General features: G+C 49.4%; 15 protein-coding genes. 9 read left to right on the top strand and 6 right to left on the bottom strand.

The features are described 5' to 3' along the window. The first annotated feature begins 244 nt into the window (after nucleotides 1-244). Nucleotides 245-2,452, top strand: a complete 2,208-nt coding sequence (locus tag H6F93_RS12660; RefSeq protein WP_190681171.1) for an ATP-binding protein — start codon at nucleotides 245-247, stop codon at nucleotides 2,450-2,452. Nucleotides 2,453-2,501: 49 nt separating this feature from the next. Continuing rightward, entirely contained in the window at nucleotides 2,502-3,959 is a 1,458-nt protein-coding gene (locus H6F93_RS12655; protein WP_190681169.1) for a carotenoid oxygenase family protein, read from the top strand. Nucleotides 3,960-3,966: 7 nt separating this feature from the next. Here H6F93_RS12655 and H6F93_RS12650 read toward each other — a convergent pair whose 3' ends face one another. The 6 genes from H6F93_RS12650 to H6F93_RS12625 all read right to left on the bottom strand — a co-directional run bounded on the left by H6F93_RS12650 (nucleotide 3,967) and on the right by H6F93_RS12625 (nucleotide 8,751). Then, nucleotides 3,967-4,938 carry a M48 family metallopeptidase gene (locus H6F93_RS12650; RefSeq protein WP_190681167.1) on the bottom strand — a complete coding sequence of 324 codons (972 nt, stop codon included), beginning with the start codon at nucleotides 4,936-4,938 and terminating at the stop codon, nucleotides 3,967-3,969. Between the two features lie 127 nt (nucleotides 4,939-5,065). Beyond that, nucleotides 5,066-5,728, bottom strand: coding sequence for a hypothetical protein (locus H6F93_RS12645; RefSeq protein WP_190681165.1), 663 nt, complete (start codon nucleotides 5,726-5,728; stop codon nucleotides 5,066-5,068). Nucleotides 5,729-5,870: 142 nt separating this feature from the next. Next, a complete protein-coding gene (grxD, locus tag H6F93_RS12640; RefSeq protein ID WP_190643053.1) occupies nucleotides 5,871-6,194 on the bottom strand; it encodes a Grx4 family monothiol glutaredoxin in 324 nt (107 codons plus the stop codon). Between the two features lie 66 nt (nucleotides 6,195-6,260). Beyond that, on the bottom strand, nucleotides 6,261-6,521 hold the full coding sequence (locus H6F93_RS12635) for a BolA family protein (protein ID WP_190643054.1): 261 nt from the start codon (nucleotides 6,519-6,521) through the stop codon (nucleotides 6,261-6,263). A gap of 74 nt (nucleotides 6,522-6,595) precedes the next feature. Next, nucleotides 6,596-7,264, bottom strand: a complete 669-nt coding sequence (locus H6F93_RS12630) for a hypothetical protein (protein ID WP_190681163.1) — start codon at nucleotides 7,262-7,264, stop codon at nucleotides 6,596-6,598. Nucleotides 7,265-7,485: 221 nt separating this feature from the next. Then, on the bottom strand, nucleotides 7,486-8,751 hold the full coding sequence (locus H6F93_RS12625) for a molybdopterin molybdotransferase MoeA (protein ID WP_190681161.1): 1,266 nt from the start codon (nucleotides 8,749-8,751) through the stop codon (nucleotides 7,486-7,488). A gap of 282 nt (nucleotides 8,752-9,033) precedes the next feature. Between H6F93_RS12625 and H6F93_RS12620 the strand changes: the two genes are divergently transcribed. The 7 genes from H6F93_RS12620 (at nucleotide 9,034) to H6F93_RS12590 (ending at nucleotide 16,840) form a co-directional block, all read left to right on the top strand. Continuing rightward, nucleotides 9,034-9,573 carry an RDD family protein gene (locus tag H6F93_RS12620; RefSeq protein WP_190643057.1) on the top strand — a complete coding sequence of 180 codons (540 nt, stop codon included), beginning with the start codon at nucleotides 9,034-9,036 and terminating at the stop codon, nucleotides 9,571-9,573. A 48-nt stretch (nucleotides 9,574-9,621) separates the two neighbouring features. Continuing rightward, on the top strand, nucleotides 9,622-9,810 hold the full coding sequence (gene rpmG / locus H6F93_RS12615) for a 50S ribosomal protein L33 (RefSeq protein ID WP_190643058.1): 189 nt from the start codon (nucleotides 9,622-9,624) through the stop codon (nucleotides 9,808-9,810). Nucleotides 9,811-9,871: 61 nt separating this feature from the next. Continuing rightward, nucleotides 9,872-10,087: a 30S ribosomal protein S18 gene (gene rpsR, locus H6F93_RS12610; protein ID WP_190643059.1), complete on the top strand. Its 216-nt coding sequence runs from the start codon at nucleotides 9,872-9,874 to the stop codon at nucleotides 10,085-10,087. Between the two features lie 93 nt (nucleotides 10,088-10,180). Further along, a complete protein-coding gene (locus tag H6F93_RS12605; protein WP_190681160.1) occupies nucleotides 10,181-12,199 on the top strand; it encodes a ribonuclease catalytic domain-containing protein in 2,019 nt (672 codons plus the stop codon). A gap of 375 nt (nucleotides 12,200-12,574) precedes the next feature. After that, a complete protein-coding gene (locus H6F93_RS12600) occupies nucleotides 12,575-14,596 on the top strand; it encodes a DUF4118 domain-containing protein (protein ID WP_206755727.1) in 2,022 nt (673 codons plus the stop codon). Next, nucleotides 14,596-15,051 (top strand): response regulator, encoded by a 456-nt coding sequence (locus H6F93_RS12595; protein ID WP_190681155.1) that lies wholly within the window; start codon nucleotides 14,596-14,598, stop codon nucleotides 15,049-15,051. The genes H6F93_RS12600 and H6F93_RS12595 overlap by 1 nt, the downstream gene beginning before the upstream one ends. Nucleotides 15,052-15,220: 169 nt before the next feature. After that, nucleotides 15,221-16,840: a response regulator gene (locus tag H6F93_RS12590; protein WP_190681153.1), complete on the top strand. Its 1,620-nt coding sequence runs from the start codon at nucleotides 15,221-15,223 to the stop codon at nucleotides 16,838-16,840. The last annotated feature ends 9 nt before the right edge of the window (nucleotides 16,841-16,849 follow it).

Raw genomic sequence — 16,849 nt, 5'->3', positions numbered from 1 at the left:
CCCTTAGAAGTTGAGGCGATCTGCTATTGGCTAGAACCGCTTGGATTTCCCTCCGCAAAAGCACTGACTCTTAACTAAGTCTATACATATCGCTGGTAAAACTTGAGTATTTTGGCGGTCTATTATTCCCTCTTCTACAAGCTATCTTCCTATAAAAAGCCATTTTCAGGCCCTCGTGTCTTGAAAGTGATTCATAAAGCGGGCAGCTTCACTTGCCATTAAAATTTGAACTTCAGGTAACGTTATGCGATCGCCCCTTTCCCCCAGTTTCAACCTGATTCTAGAGCAGGTAGACAATGCGATCGCTTTATTTGATTCATCTAGCACGCTAACGCTATTTAACTCAAAGCTGACCCAGCTTTGGAAAATTTCCGATAGCTGGTTGCAAACTCAGCCCCAGTGTCAACAGCTTCTCTCTGAGCTAGCGGTTCAGGGAAACTGGTCTTTAGAAGACTGCCAGCAGTTTGAGCAAGCTGTGCAAGCAACTTCTGAAGTCGTTTTAACCGTTAGACAACAGGACAACAACACCGTTGAGATTCACATTAGCTCTACCACAGATGCAGAAAGGTTGTGCATTTTTCGAGTCTCTGAGGAGCCGCCAGCCCGATTGTCTGAAAGGTTGTGTCTAGATTCATCCGAATCAGTTGATCACAGTTCCACTATTGAAGCAATCCAGATTGAGATTGCCGAAAAGCTAGGATTTGTCCCGCCTTTTTTTTTCCCTGCTCAAAACGATTCCCAGGTTTTGTCAACTCTTTGGCAGCAAACCTTAGTGTTCTACCTGGACAATCCCCTGCCTGTTTTGTTCAAGGAAAAATTGTTTGCTTACCTGTCGCGCTACTGCATCGTGCCCTACTGCATGGTCTGTCACAGTTGCGCCTTGCGACTCTTGGGCTGGCAAGCGCAGCAGATTCTAGAACTGCTAGCCTCTCCAATTCCAACTGAGGCTGAAATCAACCAGCATTTAGAGTTCTTGTTAGCCCAGCCGAAACTGTCAAACTTTCCAGAATCTAATTCTGCTTTGGAGAAGGGTGTGCTCTGGTGTTCGGTCACAATTTTCTTAAAACGGGACCAAGCAGCCCTTTGTTACAGCACATTGCGTCACCTTTTGAGAGCAGGGGACTACCAAAACTTAATTACATTCATTGCGTATGTAAAAACATGTCACCTCTGGATGGAGGCACATCCTGAAGTTAGTTACGAAATGGATAAGCGAGCGCAGGACCATCTCGATGTTTTGTTAACAGAAGCTCCAGGTTTAGGTGATTTTTTCTCAATCTACACCCAACAAATTCAGCAACAGCAACACGATTTAGTTCAATATCCGGCAGCGATCGCCGAACGCAGACAGGCGATCGCCGCTCTGCAACAAAGCGAGGAAAAGTTTCGGAATCTGGTCGAGCAAACCAGCGATTGGGTATGGGAAGTTGACCTCAACCAGTGCTTTGTTTATATCAACCCTAAAGTCAACCAGGTGTTGGGCTACGAGCCAGAAGAACTGCTCGGCAAAACAGCCTTTGATCTGATGCAACCAGATGAAGCGAAACGATTTGCCACTCTGATCAACTTTTACGTTACCAGGCAGGAGCCGTTTACCAACCTGGAGGAGAGGCTCTTACACAGAGCTGGACAATCCGTTGTGTTAGAAACCAGCGGTTCGCCGATCTTTAACGCGCAGGGAAAGTTACAGGGCTATCGGGGAATTAGCCGAGATATCACTGCCCGCAAGCAAGTAGAGCAAGAAATTCGCAAAGCGCTAACCCGAGAACGGGAACTCAACGAACTCAAATCTCGCTTTATTTCCATGACATCTCATGAGTTTCGCACTCCAATGAGTACGATTTTGCTGTCTGCTGAGATGTTAGAAAACTACAGCCAATTCTTAACTGAAGAAAAGAAGCAAAAGCACTTTCGCCGCCTCAAAACGGCGATCGCTCACATTGTTTACCTATTGGATGATGTGTCCCTATTAGGACAAGTCGAGGGTGGAAAAGCCAAGCTAAGTTTAGAGCTGATTCATTTAGAGGAGTTTTGTCGCGACCTGATCGAAGAAGTTCAGGGCAGCATTGGTGCTGGGCGAGCTATTGAGTTCACCTGCCAGGGTTTGCCTGCCTCTATCGGGTTAGACAAAAAGCTGTTTCGCTCAGTCTTAAGCAACCTGCTGTCCAATGCGCTCAAGTACTCCTCGTCAGACAGCACAGTTCAAGTCAGGCTAACTTATCAGGAGACGGAAGTTGTGCTGGAAGTGCAAGATTGGGGCATTGGCATTCCACCAGAAGACCAGCCGCGTCTATTTGAGTCGTTTCATCGCGCCAAAAATGTAACCAACATTCAAGGTACAGGGCTGGGTTTGGCGATCGCTAAGCGCTGCGTTGCTCTACACAACGGTCAAATTGAAGTAGAGAGTACACTAAATGTAGGCACGACCTTTAGGGTAAAACTGCCACTGTAAAAAGCTTTGTTAAAAAAGCTTTGGTTACGTCGTAATGATTGGAACTGGCATGGTTAGCACTGCTCCCCGAACACAGACTCGCGCCTGGGCTAAGGCAATTCCTCAAACGGCTGAAAATGCGATCGCCTCTCCCATTTCAGAATTTCCACTCACTCCTTTGGAAGCGTTATCAGGCAAACTTCCTCCAGGGTTACACGGTTCCCTTTACCGCAACGGCCCAGGTCGCCTAGCAAGAGGGGAATACCAGGCAGGACACTGGTTTGACGGAGATGGTGCAATTCTGGGTATTCACTTTACCCCCGCAGGCGCAACCGGAACTTATCGCTTTGTCCAGACCGAAGCTTACAAGGCAGAAGAAAAGGCTGGCAAGTGGCTGTTTGGAGGCTACGGCAGTATGCCATCGGGTGGCTTTTGGCAACGGTTTCTCCGTGACGCAAAGAATGCTGGAAACACGTCTGTGTTGGCTCTCCCCGATAAACTGCTGGCCCTATGGGAAGGCGGCAAACCTCACGCGCTAGATTTGCAAACCCTGGATACCTTTGGAGAAGATGACCTGGGCGAACTGCACCGAGATCTGCGCTACTCCGCTCACCCTAAACGCGATCCGCATACAGGGGAAATTTATAACTTTGGTATCTCCTACGGTAAGACGGGAACGTTGAATGTCTATCGCAGCAATGCGTCCGGGCAAATTGTGAAACAAAATGCGATCGCCCTTGAAGGTCTGCCGATGATTCACGATTTTGTCCTGGCAGGTCGCTATCTAGTCTTTTTTGCACCTCCGGTTCACCTTAATCCGTTTCCGGTGTTGCTCAGATTCAAGACCTATAGTGAATCACTCACCTGGCAACCCGAAAAAGGGACTCAAGTTCTGGTACTCGATCGGGAAAGCCTGGAGGTCGTCAGCCGCAGTCAGGTCGAACCCTGGTATCAGTGGCATTTTGGGAATGGTTACGTCGATGCTGACGGCGTTGTGGTAGTGGATCTGGTGCGTTATCGCGATTTTCAGACCAACCAATACCTTCAAGAAGTCACCACCGGAAAGACGCACACCGCAGCCAAAGGAACCCTGTGGCGGCTACGGCTCAATCCTCAGTCCGGGCAATTGCTAGAAACCGTCGAGCTGCTGGATCAAGGCTGTGAGTTTCCGGTCGTTCATCCGCAGCAGGTGGGGCAACCGTCGCGCTTCACCTACTTAAACGTGCATCACCCAGGAGTTGATATCAGTCAGGAATTTTTTGGGGCGATCGCCCGCTTTGACCACCAAACAGGCACTTTCACCACAACTCATTTGAAGGAAAACTGTTATCCCTCTGAACCCATTTACGCACCCGATGCAGAAGACCCCACAAAAGGCTGGGTACTGACCGTCGTATTTGATGGCAATCAGGGTTGCAGCGAAGTATGGGTGTTTGATGGCGATCGCCTTGACGACGAGCCTGTCTGCCGTTTGGCGCTACCAAGCGTTATTCCGCTTAGTTTCCACGGCACCTGGAAACCAGCTTAATTTTGTATTAATCGTCGGATTGCGATCGCCGAATGCGATCGATCTCTTGCTGCAAATCTTCAATTTCTCGACGTAGTCTTTCCACTTCGCTAGGTGGAGCGTCTGCCGGGACATTAACGGCTCCCTGCCTTGTGCGGCGATAGTTTCCACCCCGAATCTGACGATATTCCTCAGAAGTAGACCACTCCCGCAAATAGTGAACCCGCTCAACAGTGAAGGGATGAGTTAGAAAAATTCCCTGAGACAGGTTGTTATAGAGCAGGAATTTATAGACCTGATTGAGGCTATCTTGATCGAGTTCTTGGTAGCGCTCCGACTGACGGATAAATTCGTCTAGGCTCAACTCATTGGCGTACCGAGTGCTGCCGCCTGCAAGCTGCATCATGTTTTGCATCACCGGAGTCAGATTATCCATGACTAATAGAGCAGCGCGATCGGCAGACAGTTCCGCTTTGCGGAGCCATTCATAAAACGCCAGTAGCAAACCCGTTGTGACCAAACTACTCAACCCAAAGGTTGCTCCTGCCAAACCAAATACTAAATTGATTGCCCAAAGTGCCATCTGCGTCAGAATCGTGTGTCCACATTTAATATGTCCCAACTCGTGGGCAATCACAGATCTGAGTTCTGTTTCGCTTAACAAATCCAATAGAGCAGTGTTCAACACGATGCACGGACGCTCCTGCCCCAATGCATAAGCATTAATCATAGGAGCCTGAGAAACAAACAGCACTGGCTCTGGATGCACGTCAAGATCGCGCACGCATTCTCGAAAAATGCCGTAAACGGTGGAATATTGGCGCGGCCCTACTTCAATGCTGTTGCCCATCAGGTAAACGTAACGAGGACGTTCGTAGATGAATTCCACAAACTTACGGGCAACAATGTCAAATCCGGGAACGCTTCGCAATGCCTGCTCTGCCTGGTAGTCCAACGGGTGGCGAAAGGCTTCACTGGAGATCCCGGTGTAGGTTGGCATAGGAGGTGTTCCTTAAGTAATTTCCAATATCCAAACTAACCCAATACCTCTTGTTCGGGGAAATGGATCACTTTTTAAAGCGTGAATGGTAGCGCGGCTGAGTCGCGCTACCATTCACGCAGAAGGTCTACGAGTTAGTACTTCTAAATGACAATAGCGGGGGACGCAAGCAAAGGTACGCAAGTGGACCAAACAGCGGTATCAATGCTACAAGCCAAAACAGTTGAGAGTCGCTAGTCAAACCATGCCGTGCCATATCATCACTAAGCAAGGTCGGATATGGAAACAGTAAGCACAGCAAACAAAACGCTAGGGACATGGCGTGAATAAACCGATTGGTGAGAAACTCCTGCACGAAGGCAGACCAGTCCCCGAATACTAAAGCATAAATGAGCAGAACAAGAGTGCTAAATAACAGAATAATTCCAGTTGGTTTAGCATCCAAAAGCTTTAACCAGGCATCCTTTTCACCTGAAAAGCTCTGATTTGGTTCGCGCAGAGCAAGATAGGGAATCAAGGCAATGACTCCCGTTCCCACCGATGCCAGCATGAATGCCCAAGCAGGTAAATTTTGCACCCTACCATCTGCAAAAACCAGACAACTGTAGATCAACAGCCAAATACCAATCAGGCTGAATAGCGACACGATGACCGGATTGATGGTAGGGATTTGCCCTGCAAGTAAGGTCTGAATGGGTTGAAAGGTGTCCGACTGTAGCGGTGGGGCAAACACCAAAACATAAACGATGAAGCTAAGCCATATTAGCCAGAGCAGAAGTTTTCGTCCCATTTTTAAATTCCTTGCGATCGCCCCTCCCATTGTTGAGGCTCGTGTCTATCTCAAACACTTTCGCAAGGTGGATTGCTGGGACTTAAAACGACTAGCTCTGGCTCTACGATTAACGTCTTTTCCTGAAGCAACTGCTCACAGGCTAGGAAGCTAACGCTACCTCAACCATTTGCTGAAGTTCGCCTTTTTGATATAGCTCAATCAAGATGTCCGAGCCACCAACGAACTGACCATTAACGTAAACCTGGGGAATGGTGGGCCAGCTTGAATATTCCTTGATGCCATTGCGAATGTCGTGGTCTGCCAATACATCGACCGTTTCATAGGGAACAGCCAGCATATTTAGGATTTGTACCACGTTGTTAGAAAAGCCGCACTGAGGCATCAGTTTGCTGCCTTTCATGAAAACCATGATCTTGTTCTGGTTTACCAGATTGTCAATGCGCTCTTGCAGTTCTGGAGTCATATTGCTTTGGAGGGATAACTACTTGGTTCTATACTAGCGGGAACTTAATTCTTATCTGCCGCGAATTTACACTGCTTGCCGCGAAGACTCCCAAGTTTGAGGAGTGTAGGTTTTCAGGGACAACGCATGAATCGCCTCAGAAGACATCGCTTGCCGCACAGCGCCATACACAAGCTGATGCTGTTGAACCAGCCCTTTTCCCTCAAATTGGGATGAAATTACCGTAACCTGATAGTGATCGCCGCCACCCGTGAGGTCTTGAACCTGTACCTGAGCATCGGGCAGCCCAGCTTTGATCATTGCTTCAACTTGACTTGGGCTAATCATTCACCCTCCTTACCAACGCGTTAAAAACCAGTCTTAAACAGGAAAATGGAGAATCCCTAAGTTCAATCTAGCGTTTAGTTGTTGACGTTGGGAGTAGGAGTAGCGGAAGTTGGCTCGTCTGAGTTTCTGGGATAGGGAGAATCCACGAACCCAAGTTCAAACAGTTGTCGGTAAGCTCTTTGACCTAGCTCACGCGTTGGCTGCTGGCTGCGGATGATTTGTACGAGCAGCGGAACTGCTAGCTCAGGCTGATTTTGAGCGCGATGAACCAGGGCAAGCTGATAGGTCGCCTGGTCGCGCATTTGAGCAGTTTCTAATGCCTGAGTGCGTTGGCTATCAGCAATGCGATTGTCGATGCCGGAAAAGCTAGCGGCTAACTCTTGATAAAAATTAGAAAGCTGATTGAAAACCTGACGGGCTTCTTGAAGCTTGCGAGTAGCGAGAGCATAGTCTTGAGAGGCGATCGCATCATTTGCCTCGGTCATCAAGCGCTGCCCTCCAGCAATACTGAGCAAGCTACCGTCTTGGGAGAGAGGACGCAATTCTTCCAGATCATCGGGTGAACTAGAGTCTGATTCAGGAGTTACTCCCTCCTCAATTGCATCAATGGGTTGCTCAACTTCGTCTGGTGAAGAAATAGATTGTGCCTGCGCTGAAACAGGCAGCAATGTCAAAGCCGCCATAGTGGACAGCGCCAGCAGACAAACAAAGGATGAAGAGCGGGCAGTTCCAGGGAATACCATGAAGCGACTTTGAAATGTTACAAAAAATGTGATGGGCTTAACCTTCGGGTATCTTACCATTGCATCCTTGCTCTTTATTGAGGTCTTTGGAATTGCATGAACTTACTAGCAATTCCATGAGCAAAGCCTACTTAAATTCCGAAGCTTAATCAGGATAAAAAGACCACCGCTAGTTAGAATTAGTTCCCTAATTCTTTCCTCAGAAAAATTTGCGTCAAGAATTAGTGTAGGGGAGCAACCTGCATGATTTGAATGGGTTCTCCGACTGAAATCAGTTTTTGACCTACAGGCACAACAGCAAGAGCATTGGTTTGAGCCAAATTGATGAGGTTGCCAGAGCTATGACTGCCACCTGCCAGGTGAAATTCGTAAGTGCCATTCACCAGATGCAGTTGCCCCCAAATGTAACTCTCACGCTTGCCGTCAGATTTGAGTGGGTGGAGCGATCGCCCCTCTACAAACAGAGGTTGCCATCCGTGTAGCTGTCCAGATAGCTTTCGCAATGCAGGCTGCACAAAACGCCAAAAGCTAACCAGAGCTGAAACCGGATTTCCAGGTAAACCAAAGTAGAGAATTGGGAATACGTCGGGTGCAGAGTTTTCGTTTCTCTGGAAAGTTGCCACTGTTAAAGGTTTACCCGGTCTGACCGCAACCGCACGGATATGAATCTGTGCCCCCAAGTCAGTAAGAATGCGATCGACATAGTCATAGTCACCTACAGAAACGCCACCTGAAGACAATACTAAATCTGCGGTAGAAATAGCCTTTGCGATCGCCTCTTTTAACTCCTCTGGCTGGTCAGGCACAATCCCCAGCAAAATTGGCTCTGCACCGGACTGAGCAACTAGTGCCGCCAGCGCATACTGATTGGAGTCTACTATTTGTCCAGGCTGCAAGGGCTGATCGGGCTCAACCAGTTCACTTCCAGTCGATAAGATTGCTACCCGTGGACGGCGATAAACTTTCACCTGCGTACATTGAGCCGCTGTCAAAACCGCAATTTCTGGAGCAGATAATGTTAAGCCAGTAGGCATCAGCGGAGTTCCCGCCTTGTAGAAAGCTGCTCGATGCCGAACAAATTCCTGGGGCTGAGGCGCAGAAAAGATGGAGAGGCGATCGCCTTCCCGTTTCGTCACCTCCTGAATCACCACCGTATCTGCTCCCGCTGGCATCATCGATCCCGTCAAGATCCGAGCTGCCTGCCCTACTTGCACCGTTTTCTGAGGCATATAGCCTGCCGGAATTTCTTCAATCACCTGCAACTCAGCAGGCGATTCAGCGCTACAGGTCTTCACATCAGCAAACCGCACCGCATAGCCATCCATCGCGGAATTGTCCCAGTGCGGAAAATCAAGCTGACTTATAACTGCCTCTGCCAAAATTCGTCCCGAAGCTGCCAGCAAATTCACCGTTTCGCTATCCTGCTGGGCATCTAGCGGTTTCACCAGGCTCAAAATAAGGTCTTCTGCTTGTTGCGCGGGCAGCATAATGTTTAATGGATGGTCCTGATTTAATGAGTAGTCCTGAAACAAGGGACTGAAAAGCTGATTCAAATTGTAGGACTACCGCCGTGTAAGATTACCAGCCTGCATTCTGCAATATCCCGCAAAGATGCGCTTTTCCCTGGCAACATCTTTGGCAACACATGATCCATCGCGTTGCAAAAGTCTGATTAAACCTAAAACCCTAGTATTGAAATAGGATTTGCCCCTAGCCCCTAGTCCCCAAACCCTAGCCTCTAGCTCCCAAACCCCAATCTCAATTCTCCCATGCGCCCAGATCCTTCTCCACCTCCTTATCCTAAAGTTCCAATCGAACGAAGAGGAGCCGCTCTATTAATTGACTTATTTGCTGTCGGCATTGTTAGCTCCTTGATTGGGGGCAGCATCACCGCAGTGGCTTTTGTATTTATCGTGGCTTGGCTGGGAATGCGCGTCATTTGGGTGTCTAAAAATCATGGGCAAAGCCTGGGCAGATGGGCACTGGATATGAAAGTGGTGGATGCGCGCGTGGGCGGCACGCCTGGTTTACAGGAACTCTTGAAGCGAGAAGCCCTAGTTGGAGCGGGTGCAATGCTGTTTTATGTAGGCTTAGTCAGTTTGCTCACGTTGGGTTCTGGGGCAGCTTGGGCACTGATACTGTTTCTGCCGCTGCCAGCCGACTGTAGCCTTGCTTTTTCAGACCGGGTCAAACGTCAAGCCTTTCACGACCAAATTAGCCGAACTTTAGTCGTGCAGACGCGACGGGGCTATTCTTTAGACCTAAAAATTAAACGGTTGGTTGCTGAAGCGAAGCGTCGTGTGAAATAATTAGGGTTTGTGCTTAACTCTTTACCGCAAATTTGATTTTGTAGAATTATGGCTAAGGGCGTTCGGATTATCATCACGCTAGAGTGTACGGAATGTCGTACCAACCCTGACAAGCGATCGCCAGGGGTTTCTCGCTATACGACCACCAAAAACCGTCGCAACACGACCGCAAGGATAGAGCTCAACAAGTTCTGCACCCATTGCAACAAACATACTTCCCACAAAGAAATCAAGTAGGTTCAGCCTGACTTGATTTCCAATCTGACTTGCAAAGTTTCAAAGATTTAACTCTCGAACTATGACCTACTATCGTCGTCGTGTTTCACCGATCAAACCGGAAGACCCCATTGACTACAAAGACGTTGACCTGCTGCGCAAGTTTATTACCGAGCGTGGTAAGATTTTGCCCCGTCGCATTACCGGCTTAACCGCAAAGCAGCAGCGCGATTTGACGCAAGCCATTAAGCGGGCACGAATTTTGGCTTTGCTTCCTTTTGTCAACCAAGAAGGTTAAGAGGCTGGGGTGCTGGGGCAGTGCATGGAAACTTAGTTTCACCTGTAGCCGCACCTCTCAACCTCTGACCCATAACATTACCCCCAGGCCTCAATGGAGAAGGGAACACTTGTTGAATTTCGGCTAAATGGCGATCGCCGTCTGGCAGTAGTAGACCGCCCAGAGGGAAAAAAACACTGGGTTGTGGTTGATGAGCGGGGGCAGCCTTACACGCTACATCCTCGCCAGGTTACCTACGTCGTCACGGGGCAAGCCTTTAAGTCAGGAGACATCTCTAGCTTTCGAGCAGAAATTCAGCCGTATCTTGATCCTTCTAGTCTGGAAGTTGCCTGGGAACTGCTTGTGGAGGACAGCGAATTAGCTGACCCCTCTGGCATGGCGTTACTGCTATTTTCTGACCAAAGCCCAGCGCTGTGTTATGCAGCGCACTGCTTGCTGTCGGAAGATAAGATTTATTTCAAACAGAAGTCCGATTCTTATGAACCTCGCTCAAAAGCTCAGGTTGCAGAGCTGAAACACCAGCTAACTGTAGAGGGTCAGCGAATTCAAGAATGGCAAGGCTTCTTGCAGCGAATCAACCAGGCTCTCCAGGGAGAACAGGTAGAATGGCAGAATAGCGATCGCCCTCGTCTTGAAGCCTTGGAAAGGTTTGCTGCCTTTGGGGAAGAAGCCAAAAATCGGACTCCTGCCCTGGAAGTTTTAACCGCTTTTGGACGAGCTGAGACGACCCAAGCCGCCTTTCAGCTATTGGTAGACCTTGGACTCTGGAGTCCTCACGAAAACCTATTTCTGCGGCGGAGTCAAATTCCTACACAGTTCTCCAGCAGGGTACTAGAAATGGCTCAATGCCGCTTAGCCGATCCTCCACTTGACCTTGATCCCGATCGTCTGGACTTGACCCATCTCAAGGTCTACACCATTGACGATGAGAGTACTCGTGAAATTGACGATGGGCTGAGCGTTGAGTTTTTGGAGCTTGGCAAGCAGCGCTTGTGGATCCATATTGCTGACCCAACTCGCTGGATTACCCCAGAAGATGAGCTTGACTTAGAAGCTCGTCGGCGTTGCACAACGCTCTACCTGCCGACTGGAATGATTCCAATGTTTCCGCAGGAGCTAGCAACTGGGCCAATGAGCCTCACTCAGGGGCGAATTTGTACGGCACTGAGTTTTGGAGTGGTGCTTGACTCAGAGGGGGCGATCGAGGACTACAGCATTCATGCCAGTCAGGTAAAGCCGACCTATCGCCTCACCTACGAAGATGTAGATGAAATTTTAGAACTGGGCGTGCAAGCAGAGCCAGAACTAGAGGCACTTGCCCGATCTGCAAAACGCCGCCAAACCTGGCGGCAGTCCCAGGGGGCAATCACAATTCTCATGCCCGAATCGTCGATTAAAGTGCAGGACGATGAGATCACCATCGATGTCCTGGACAACTCGATCTCCCGTCAGCTTGTCGCAGAGATGATGATTTTGGCGGGTGAGGTTGCAGGTCGTTATGGACGCGAACACGGGCTACCTCTGCCCTACCGGGGACAAGCTCAGCCAGAATTGCCTTCTGAAGAAGAGCTCCTGCTGTTGCCAGCGGGACCCGTTCGATATTGTGCGATACGACGCTGTATGCCGCGCAGCGAAATGAGCATTACGCCGCTGCGTCACGCCAGTCTGGGTTTAGATACCTATACTCAAGTAACCTCTCCCATTCGTCGCTACACCGATCTGCTGGCGCACTTTCAAATCAAAGCGCATTTGCGTGGAGATGCGCTGCCCTTATCAGCAGAGACGATGAAAGAGCTGATGCTATCCGTGAGTACGGCTGCTTATGAGGCAACGCTGGTTGAACGTCAGACCAATCGCTATTGGGGACTAGAGTATTTACGCCGCCATCCCAACGAAATCTGGCAGGCGTTGATGCTGCGCTGGCTACGGGAACATGAAAACCTTGGGCTAGTCTTGCTTGAAGAATTGGGCCTAGAGCTAGCGATGCGGTTTAACCGTCCGATTGAACCGGGCGATCGCCTGGACGTAAAAGTAACTTATGCGGACCCCCGGCAAGATGTAATTCAATTTGCCGAGTCTACCGAGCGCGAAGCCCAACCTGTAGGAACTTGACTGCTCTAAAGCTGCAATTCTTATAGTTTGAATTAAACAGAAGTAGAGAGGTGATTGGTACATTTCACCTCTACTTTTAGTCAGGGAGTTGCTCTAGACAATAGAGACAATTTCCACTTTTTGAGCTGCTAAGCCTCAACCTGACCCTTGACGCGAAACAGATATCTACCCTTCTGACTATGTCCACCTATATATAAGAGGCAAGTAGAGCAAAGCTTAAACTCGACATAGTTAATCAATTAGGAGTAAGCCAACGGAGGGGCTGTTGGTCGGCTTTTCGACAGGCCTACCTAGCTTGTAGCAGTGATGTCGCAGTTTACTGAGGTTGTTGATGGGCGATCGCTACCGTTCTAATCAAAGCTAGCAATCACCTTCTTGGCAAAACTAAACATGCTGAGGGTAAACCGTTTACCGCTAATTCACTATGGCGTAGCTGTACTAGCCAGCTTACTGGCACTACTGTTTCGCCTACTGCTAGAGCCAATCCTACAGGGTGAAGCACCGCTGTTGCTTTTTATCTTGCCAGTCATGGTGAGTGCCTGGTACGGAGGTTTTAAGCCTGGAATATTGGCAACTATTTTGAGTGCCCTGGTAGGGAGCTACTTTTTTATTCCACCCATATTCAGCTTTGTCCCTACCGACTTAGCAGACGCGATTCGATGCAGCATATTTTTGGTCGAAGGGATCTTGATTAGCGCCTTGAATGAGTCTTTGAGGCGCAGTAAGCAGCGATCTGAGGCAACTGCTCTGTCGCTTAAGCGGAGTGAAGAGCAGTCTCGTTTAATTATTGAAGGTGTGCAAGATTATGCCATTTTCATGCTTGGTTTAGATGGACGCATTGTCACCTGGAATGACGGAGCTCAGGGAATCACAGGTTATGGAGTGGGTGAAATTTTAGGGCGGCACCTGATAATTCTCTATCCCTCGTCCTCTCAAACTTCAGAAGCGGCTGATCACTTAAAGCCTCAGCAAGAACTGCAAATTGCCACCACCGAAGGGCGTTTCGTCAGTGAAGACTGGCAGCAGCGCAAAGATGGTTCTTTGTTTTGGGCGAGCATTGTGACAACGGGTTTGCGAGATGAAACCAGAAATCTGCGTGGATTCTCCAGGATCACGCGTGACATCACTGAGCGCAAACAGGCAGAAGAGTCTTTGATTCGTTCTGCTCACCGTCTGGAGGCACTACATGAAATTGACCGTGCTATTTTAGCTACTGAGTTTGGTGGAGAACCGATTGGTACTGCCCTGGACCGGGTGAGTCAACTAGTGCCTTGTGAGCGGGCGATCGCCACTCTATTCGACTTTGAGACAAACACCGCTCAGATTCTCCAGGAAGCTAGGAGTGAAGGCGAAGCTAACCCTGAAGTTGTGCCCCTGGTCTTTTTCCTGCCCGAGCGGGTTTTCCAACAAGACCTACAGCAGAAGGTTGAATACATAACGGCTGCTCAAATCTGTCCAATTTCCCTCACCCGATCGCTGTCAGCTCAAGGAAGCTGTATTCGAGTGCCCTTAGTGTCTGACGAAATTTTGCTGGGTGAGCTAACGCTGTTTGTGACTGCGACGACAGAGTGGAGCGACGAATATCAGGACATCGTGACTGAAGTGGCAAACCAACTGGCGATTGCCCTCCGTCAGTCTCAACTCAGAAACCAGATTCAGCAAAAAGCTGACGAACTGGAACAGCGTGTGATTGAGCGAACGCTTAAATTGCAAGCAGCCAACCAGGAGTTGGAATCTTTTGCCTATTCCATTTCTCACGATTTGCGGGCACCTCTGCGGGCCATTCAAGGCTTTGCTCAGGCTTTTTTAGAAGACTATGGCGATCGCCTGGACAATTTGGGGCAGGAATATGCCCAACGTATCGTTACGGCCGCCGCCCGCCTCGACACCCTGATCCAAGACTTGTTGAACTATAGCCGCGTTAGCCGCACCGACTTACAGCTTCAACGCATCAACCTAACTGCTGTTGTAGAAGATGTCCTGACACAGTTAGGAGCTAGCTTGCAAGAGCAGCAGGCTCAGGTCATCGTCGAAAAGCCGTTGCTGTCCGTCCTGGGTCATCGTTCTACCCTGGTTCAAATTGTCAGCAACCTCATCAGCAATGCAGCCAAGTTCGTTCCGCCTGAAAGAACTCCCCAAATCAAAATCTGGACAGAAATGCGAGAGGATCGGGTGCGCCTTTGGGTTGCCGATAACGGCATTGGCATCGCACCCCAGCACCAAGACCGCATCTTTCAAATCTTCGAACGGCTGCATGGAGTAGAAGTCTATCCTGGTACGGGCATCGGCTTAGCTATTGTGTGCAAAGGTGTAGAACGAATGGGCGGACAGATGGGACTAGAGTCCCAAATCGGAGAAGGCAGCCAATTTTGGATTGAATTACGGAGAGGAACTTGATGATCAACCTGGCGCAATCCGACGTTTTGTTAGTTGAGGATGATCCGAATGACGTTCTGCTGATTCGGCGCGCATTTAGTCGGGCAAAGCTGCTCAACCCACTGCACATCGTTAACGATGGAGACACCGCGATCGATTACCTTGCAGGTGTAGATCAATATAGCGATCGCGATCGCCATCCATTGCCTGCACTAATCTTGCTCGACCTCAAACTACCTCGGCGCTCAGGTTTGGAAGTACTGGAATGGCTCAAACAGCAACCCGAACTGCGTCGCTTACCGGTTGTCGTTCTGACTTCTTCCAGAGAAAACATCGACATTAACCGCGCTTACGACTTGAACGCTAACTCCTATCTGGTTAAACCTGTTGCCCCAGATGCACTGCTCGAAATGGTGAAAATGCTTGACCTCTATTGGCTAACGCTGAATGAAAAGCCAAATGTTGAGAACGGCTGAAGCGGCTGTAGAGCAACGATAAAGGGTGGTTGTCCCCCAAGGTTCGTTGAAGAGACGAGCGCCGATGGAACTGCGTCTGCACAAATTTCAAAACTTTCAACCTCTAACCCTTCTCCAATCCTCAATCTCTAACCCCGAATCCCGTTAAACCTCATTTCAGAGATAGCTTGTGAGTCAACCACTACATATTCTCTTAATTGACGATAATCAAGACGATCGCTTTTTAACCCTGCGTGAGCTGAGGCGCAAGTTTTCTGACCTTGAAGTCAGAGAAATTCTAGATGCCAAAGGTTTTGAAGAAGCATTGAATCAGTGGGAATTTGACCTGGTGATTACCGACTACCAGTTGGGTTGGAGTACCGGAATTGAGTTGCTGCACGCTGTTAAAAGCCGATTTCCAGATTGCCCAGTGGTGATGTTTACCAACACCGGCAATGAAGAAATCGCGGTAGAGGCAATGAAGTCGGGGTTAGATGACTACATTGTGAAAGCACCAAACCGCTATATGCGAGTACCTGTTGCAGTGAACATTGCTCTAGAACGGGCTGAATCCCGTCGTGCCAAAATTCGGCTTGAGGCAGAGCGATCGCAGCTTCTAGAGCAGGAACGGACTGCCCGTACTGAGGCTGAAACTGCCAATCGTCTCAAAGATGAGTTTCTAGCAACCCTGTCCCATGAGTTAAGAACGCCGCTAAATGCAATGTTGGGCTGGGTGCAGCTTTTGCGAATGGGCAACATTGATGAAGTTAATCATGCGCGTGCGGTGAAGACGATTGAGCGCAACACTCAAGCCTTGACACGGCTCATCGAAGATCTGCTAGATGTTTCACGCATTATCACAGGTAAGCTGCAACTGCTCATGCAGCCAACCGATTTGGCTACCGTGATTAGAGCCGCGATGAACAGCATTCGCCCAGCGGCAGCGGCAAAGGCGATCGCCCTACAGTTGTGGCTTGATCCCCAAGCTGAACCCGTTGTCGGAGACTCAATGCGGCTTCAGCAAATCATGTGGAACTTGCTTTCTAATGCGGTCAAATTTACGCCCGAAGGAGGGCGAGTCGAAGTGAATTTGACGCGAACCGAAACCATGATGAATGTGGTTGTGCGTGACACCGGGCAGGGCATTAATCCCGACTTCATTCCTTATGTGTTTGACCGCTTTCGACAAGCCGACAGTTCTATCACTCGACGGCAGAGCGGACTAGGATTGGGGCTAGCGATTGTGCGTCACCTGGTCGAGTTACATGGCGGTACAGTGCAGGTAGAAAGTGCCGGAACTGGACAGGGCAGCACTTTTACAGTTAGCCTGCCCCGAGTGCGGGAGGATACAGTCAGCAGTCCGATCGCTCAGAACCTCGATACCGGCATCTGTCCTGATCTACCAGGCTCTCGCACGCTCAGCGGAGCGCGTGTCCTAGTCGTGGATGACGAGCCAGATACCTGCGAATTGCTGGCCCTGGTCTTGGGGCAGTGTGAATTAGAAATTAGAACGACGACCTCGCTGTCTGAAGCGATCGAGCTGTTTGGACAGTTTGATCCAGAAGTGTTGATCAGTAATATGATGATGCCGGGCGAAGCAGACTATGCATTGATTCGCTACGTGCGAGATTTACCTGCAGCTCAAGGGGGGCAGATTCCGGCGATCGCCCTGACCAGTTACGCCAGACAAGAGAGCAGCGATCGCATCCTTGCTGAAGGCTTTCAAAGCCATTTCTCTAAACCCATTGAGCCTGAAAGACTGCTTCAGACCATCGCCGATCTGCTAGGACACTCCCCTACAGAAGCGTAAAGTCCTGTG

This window comes from Leptolyngbya sp. FACHB-671, assembly GCF_014695745.1.
Lineage (GTDB): Bacteria > Cyanobacteriota > Cyanobacteriia > Elainellales > Elainellaceae > JAAUTN01.
This window is presented reverse-complemented; position numbering and strand designations above follow the sequence as displayed.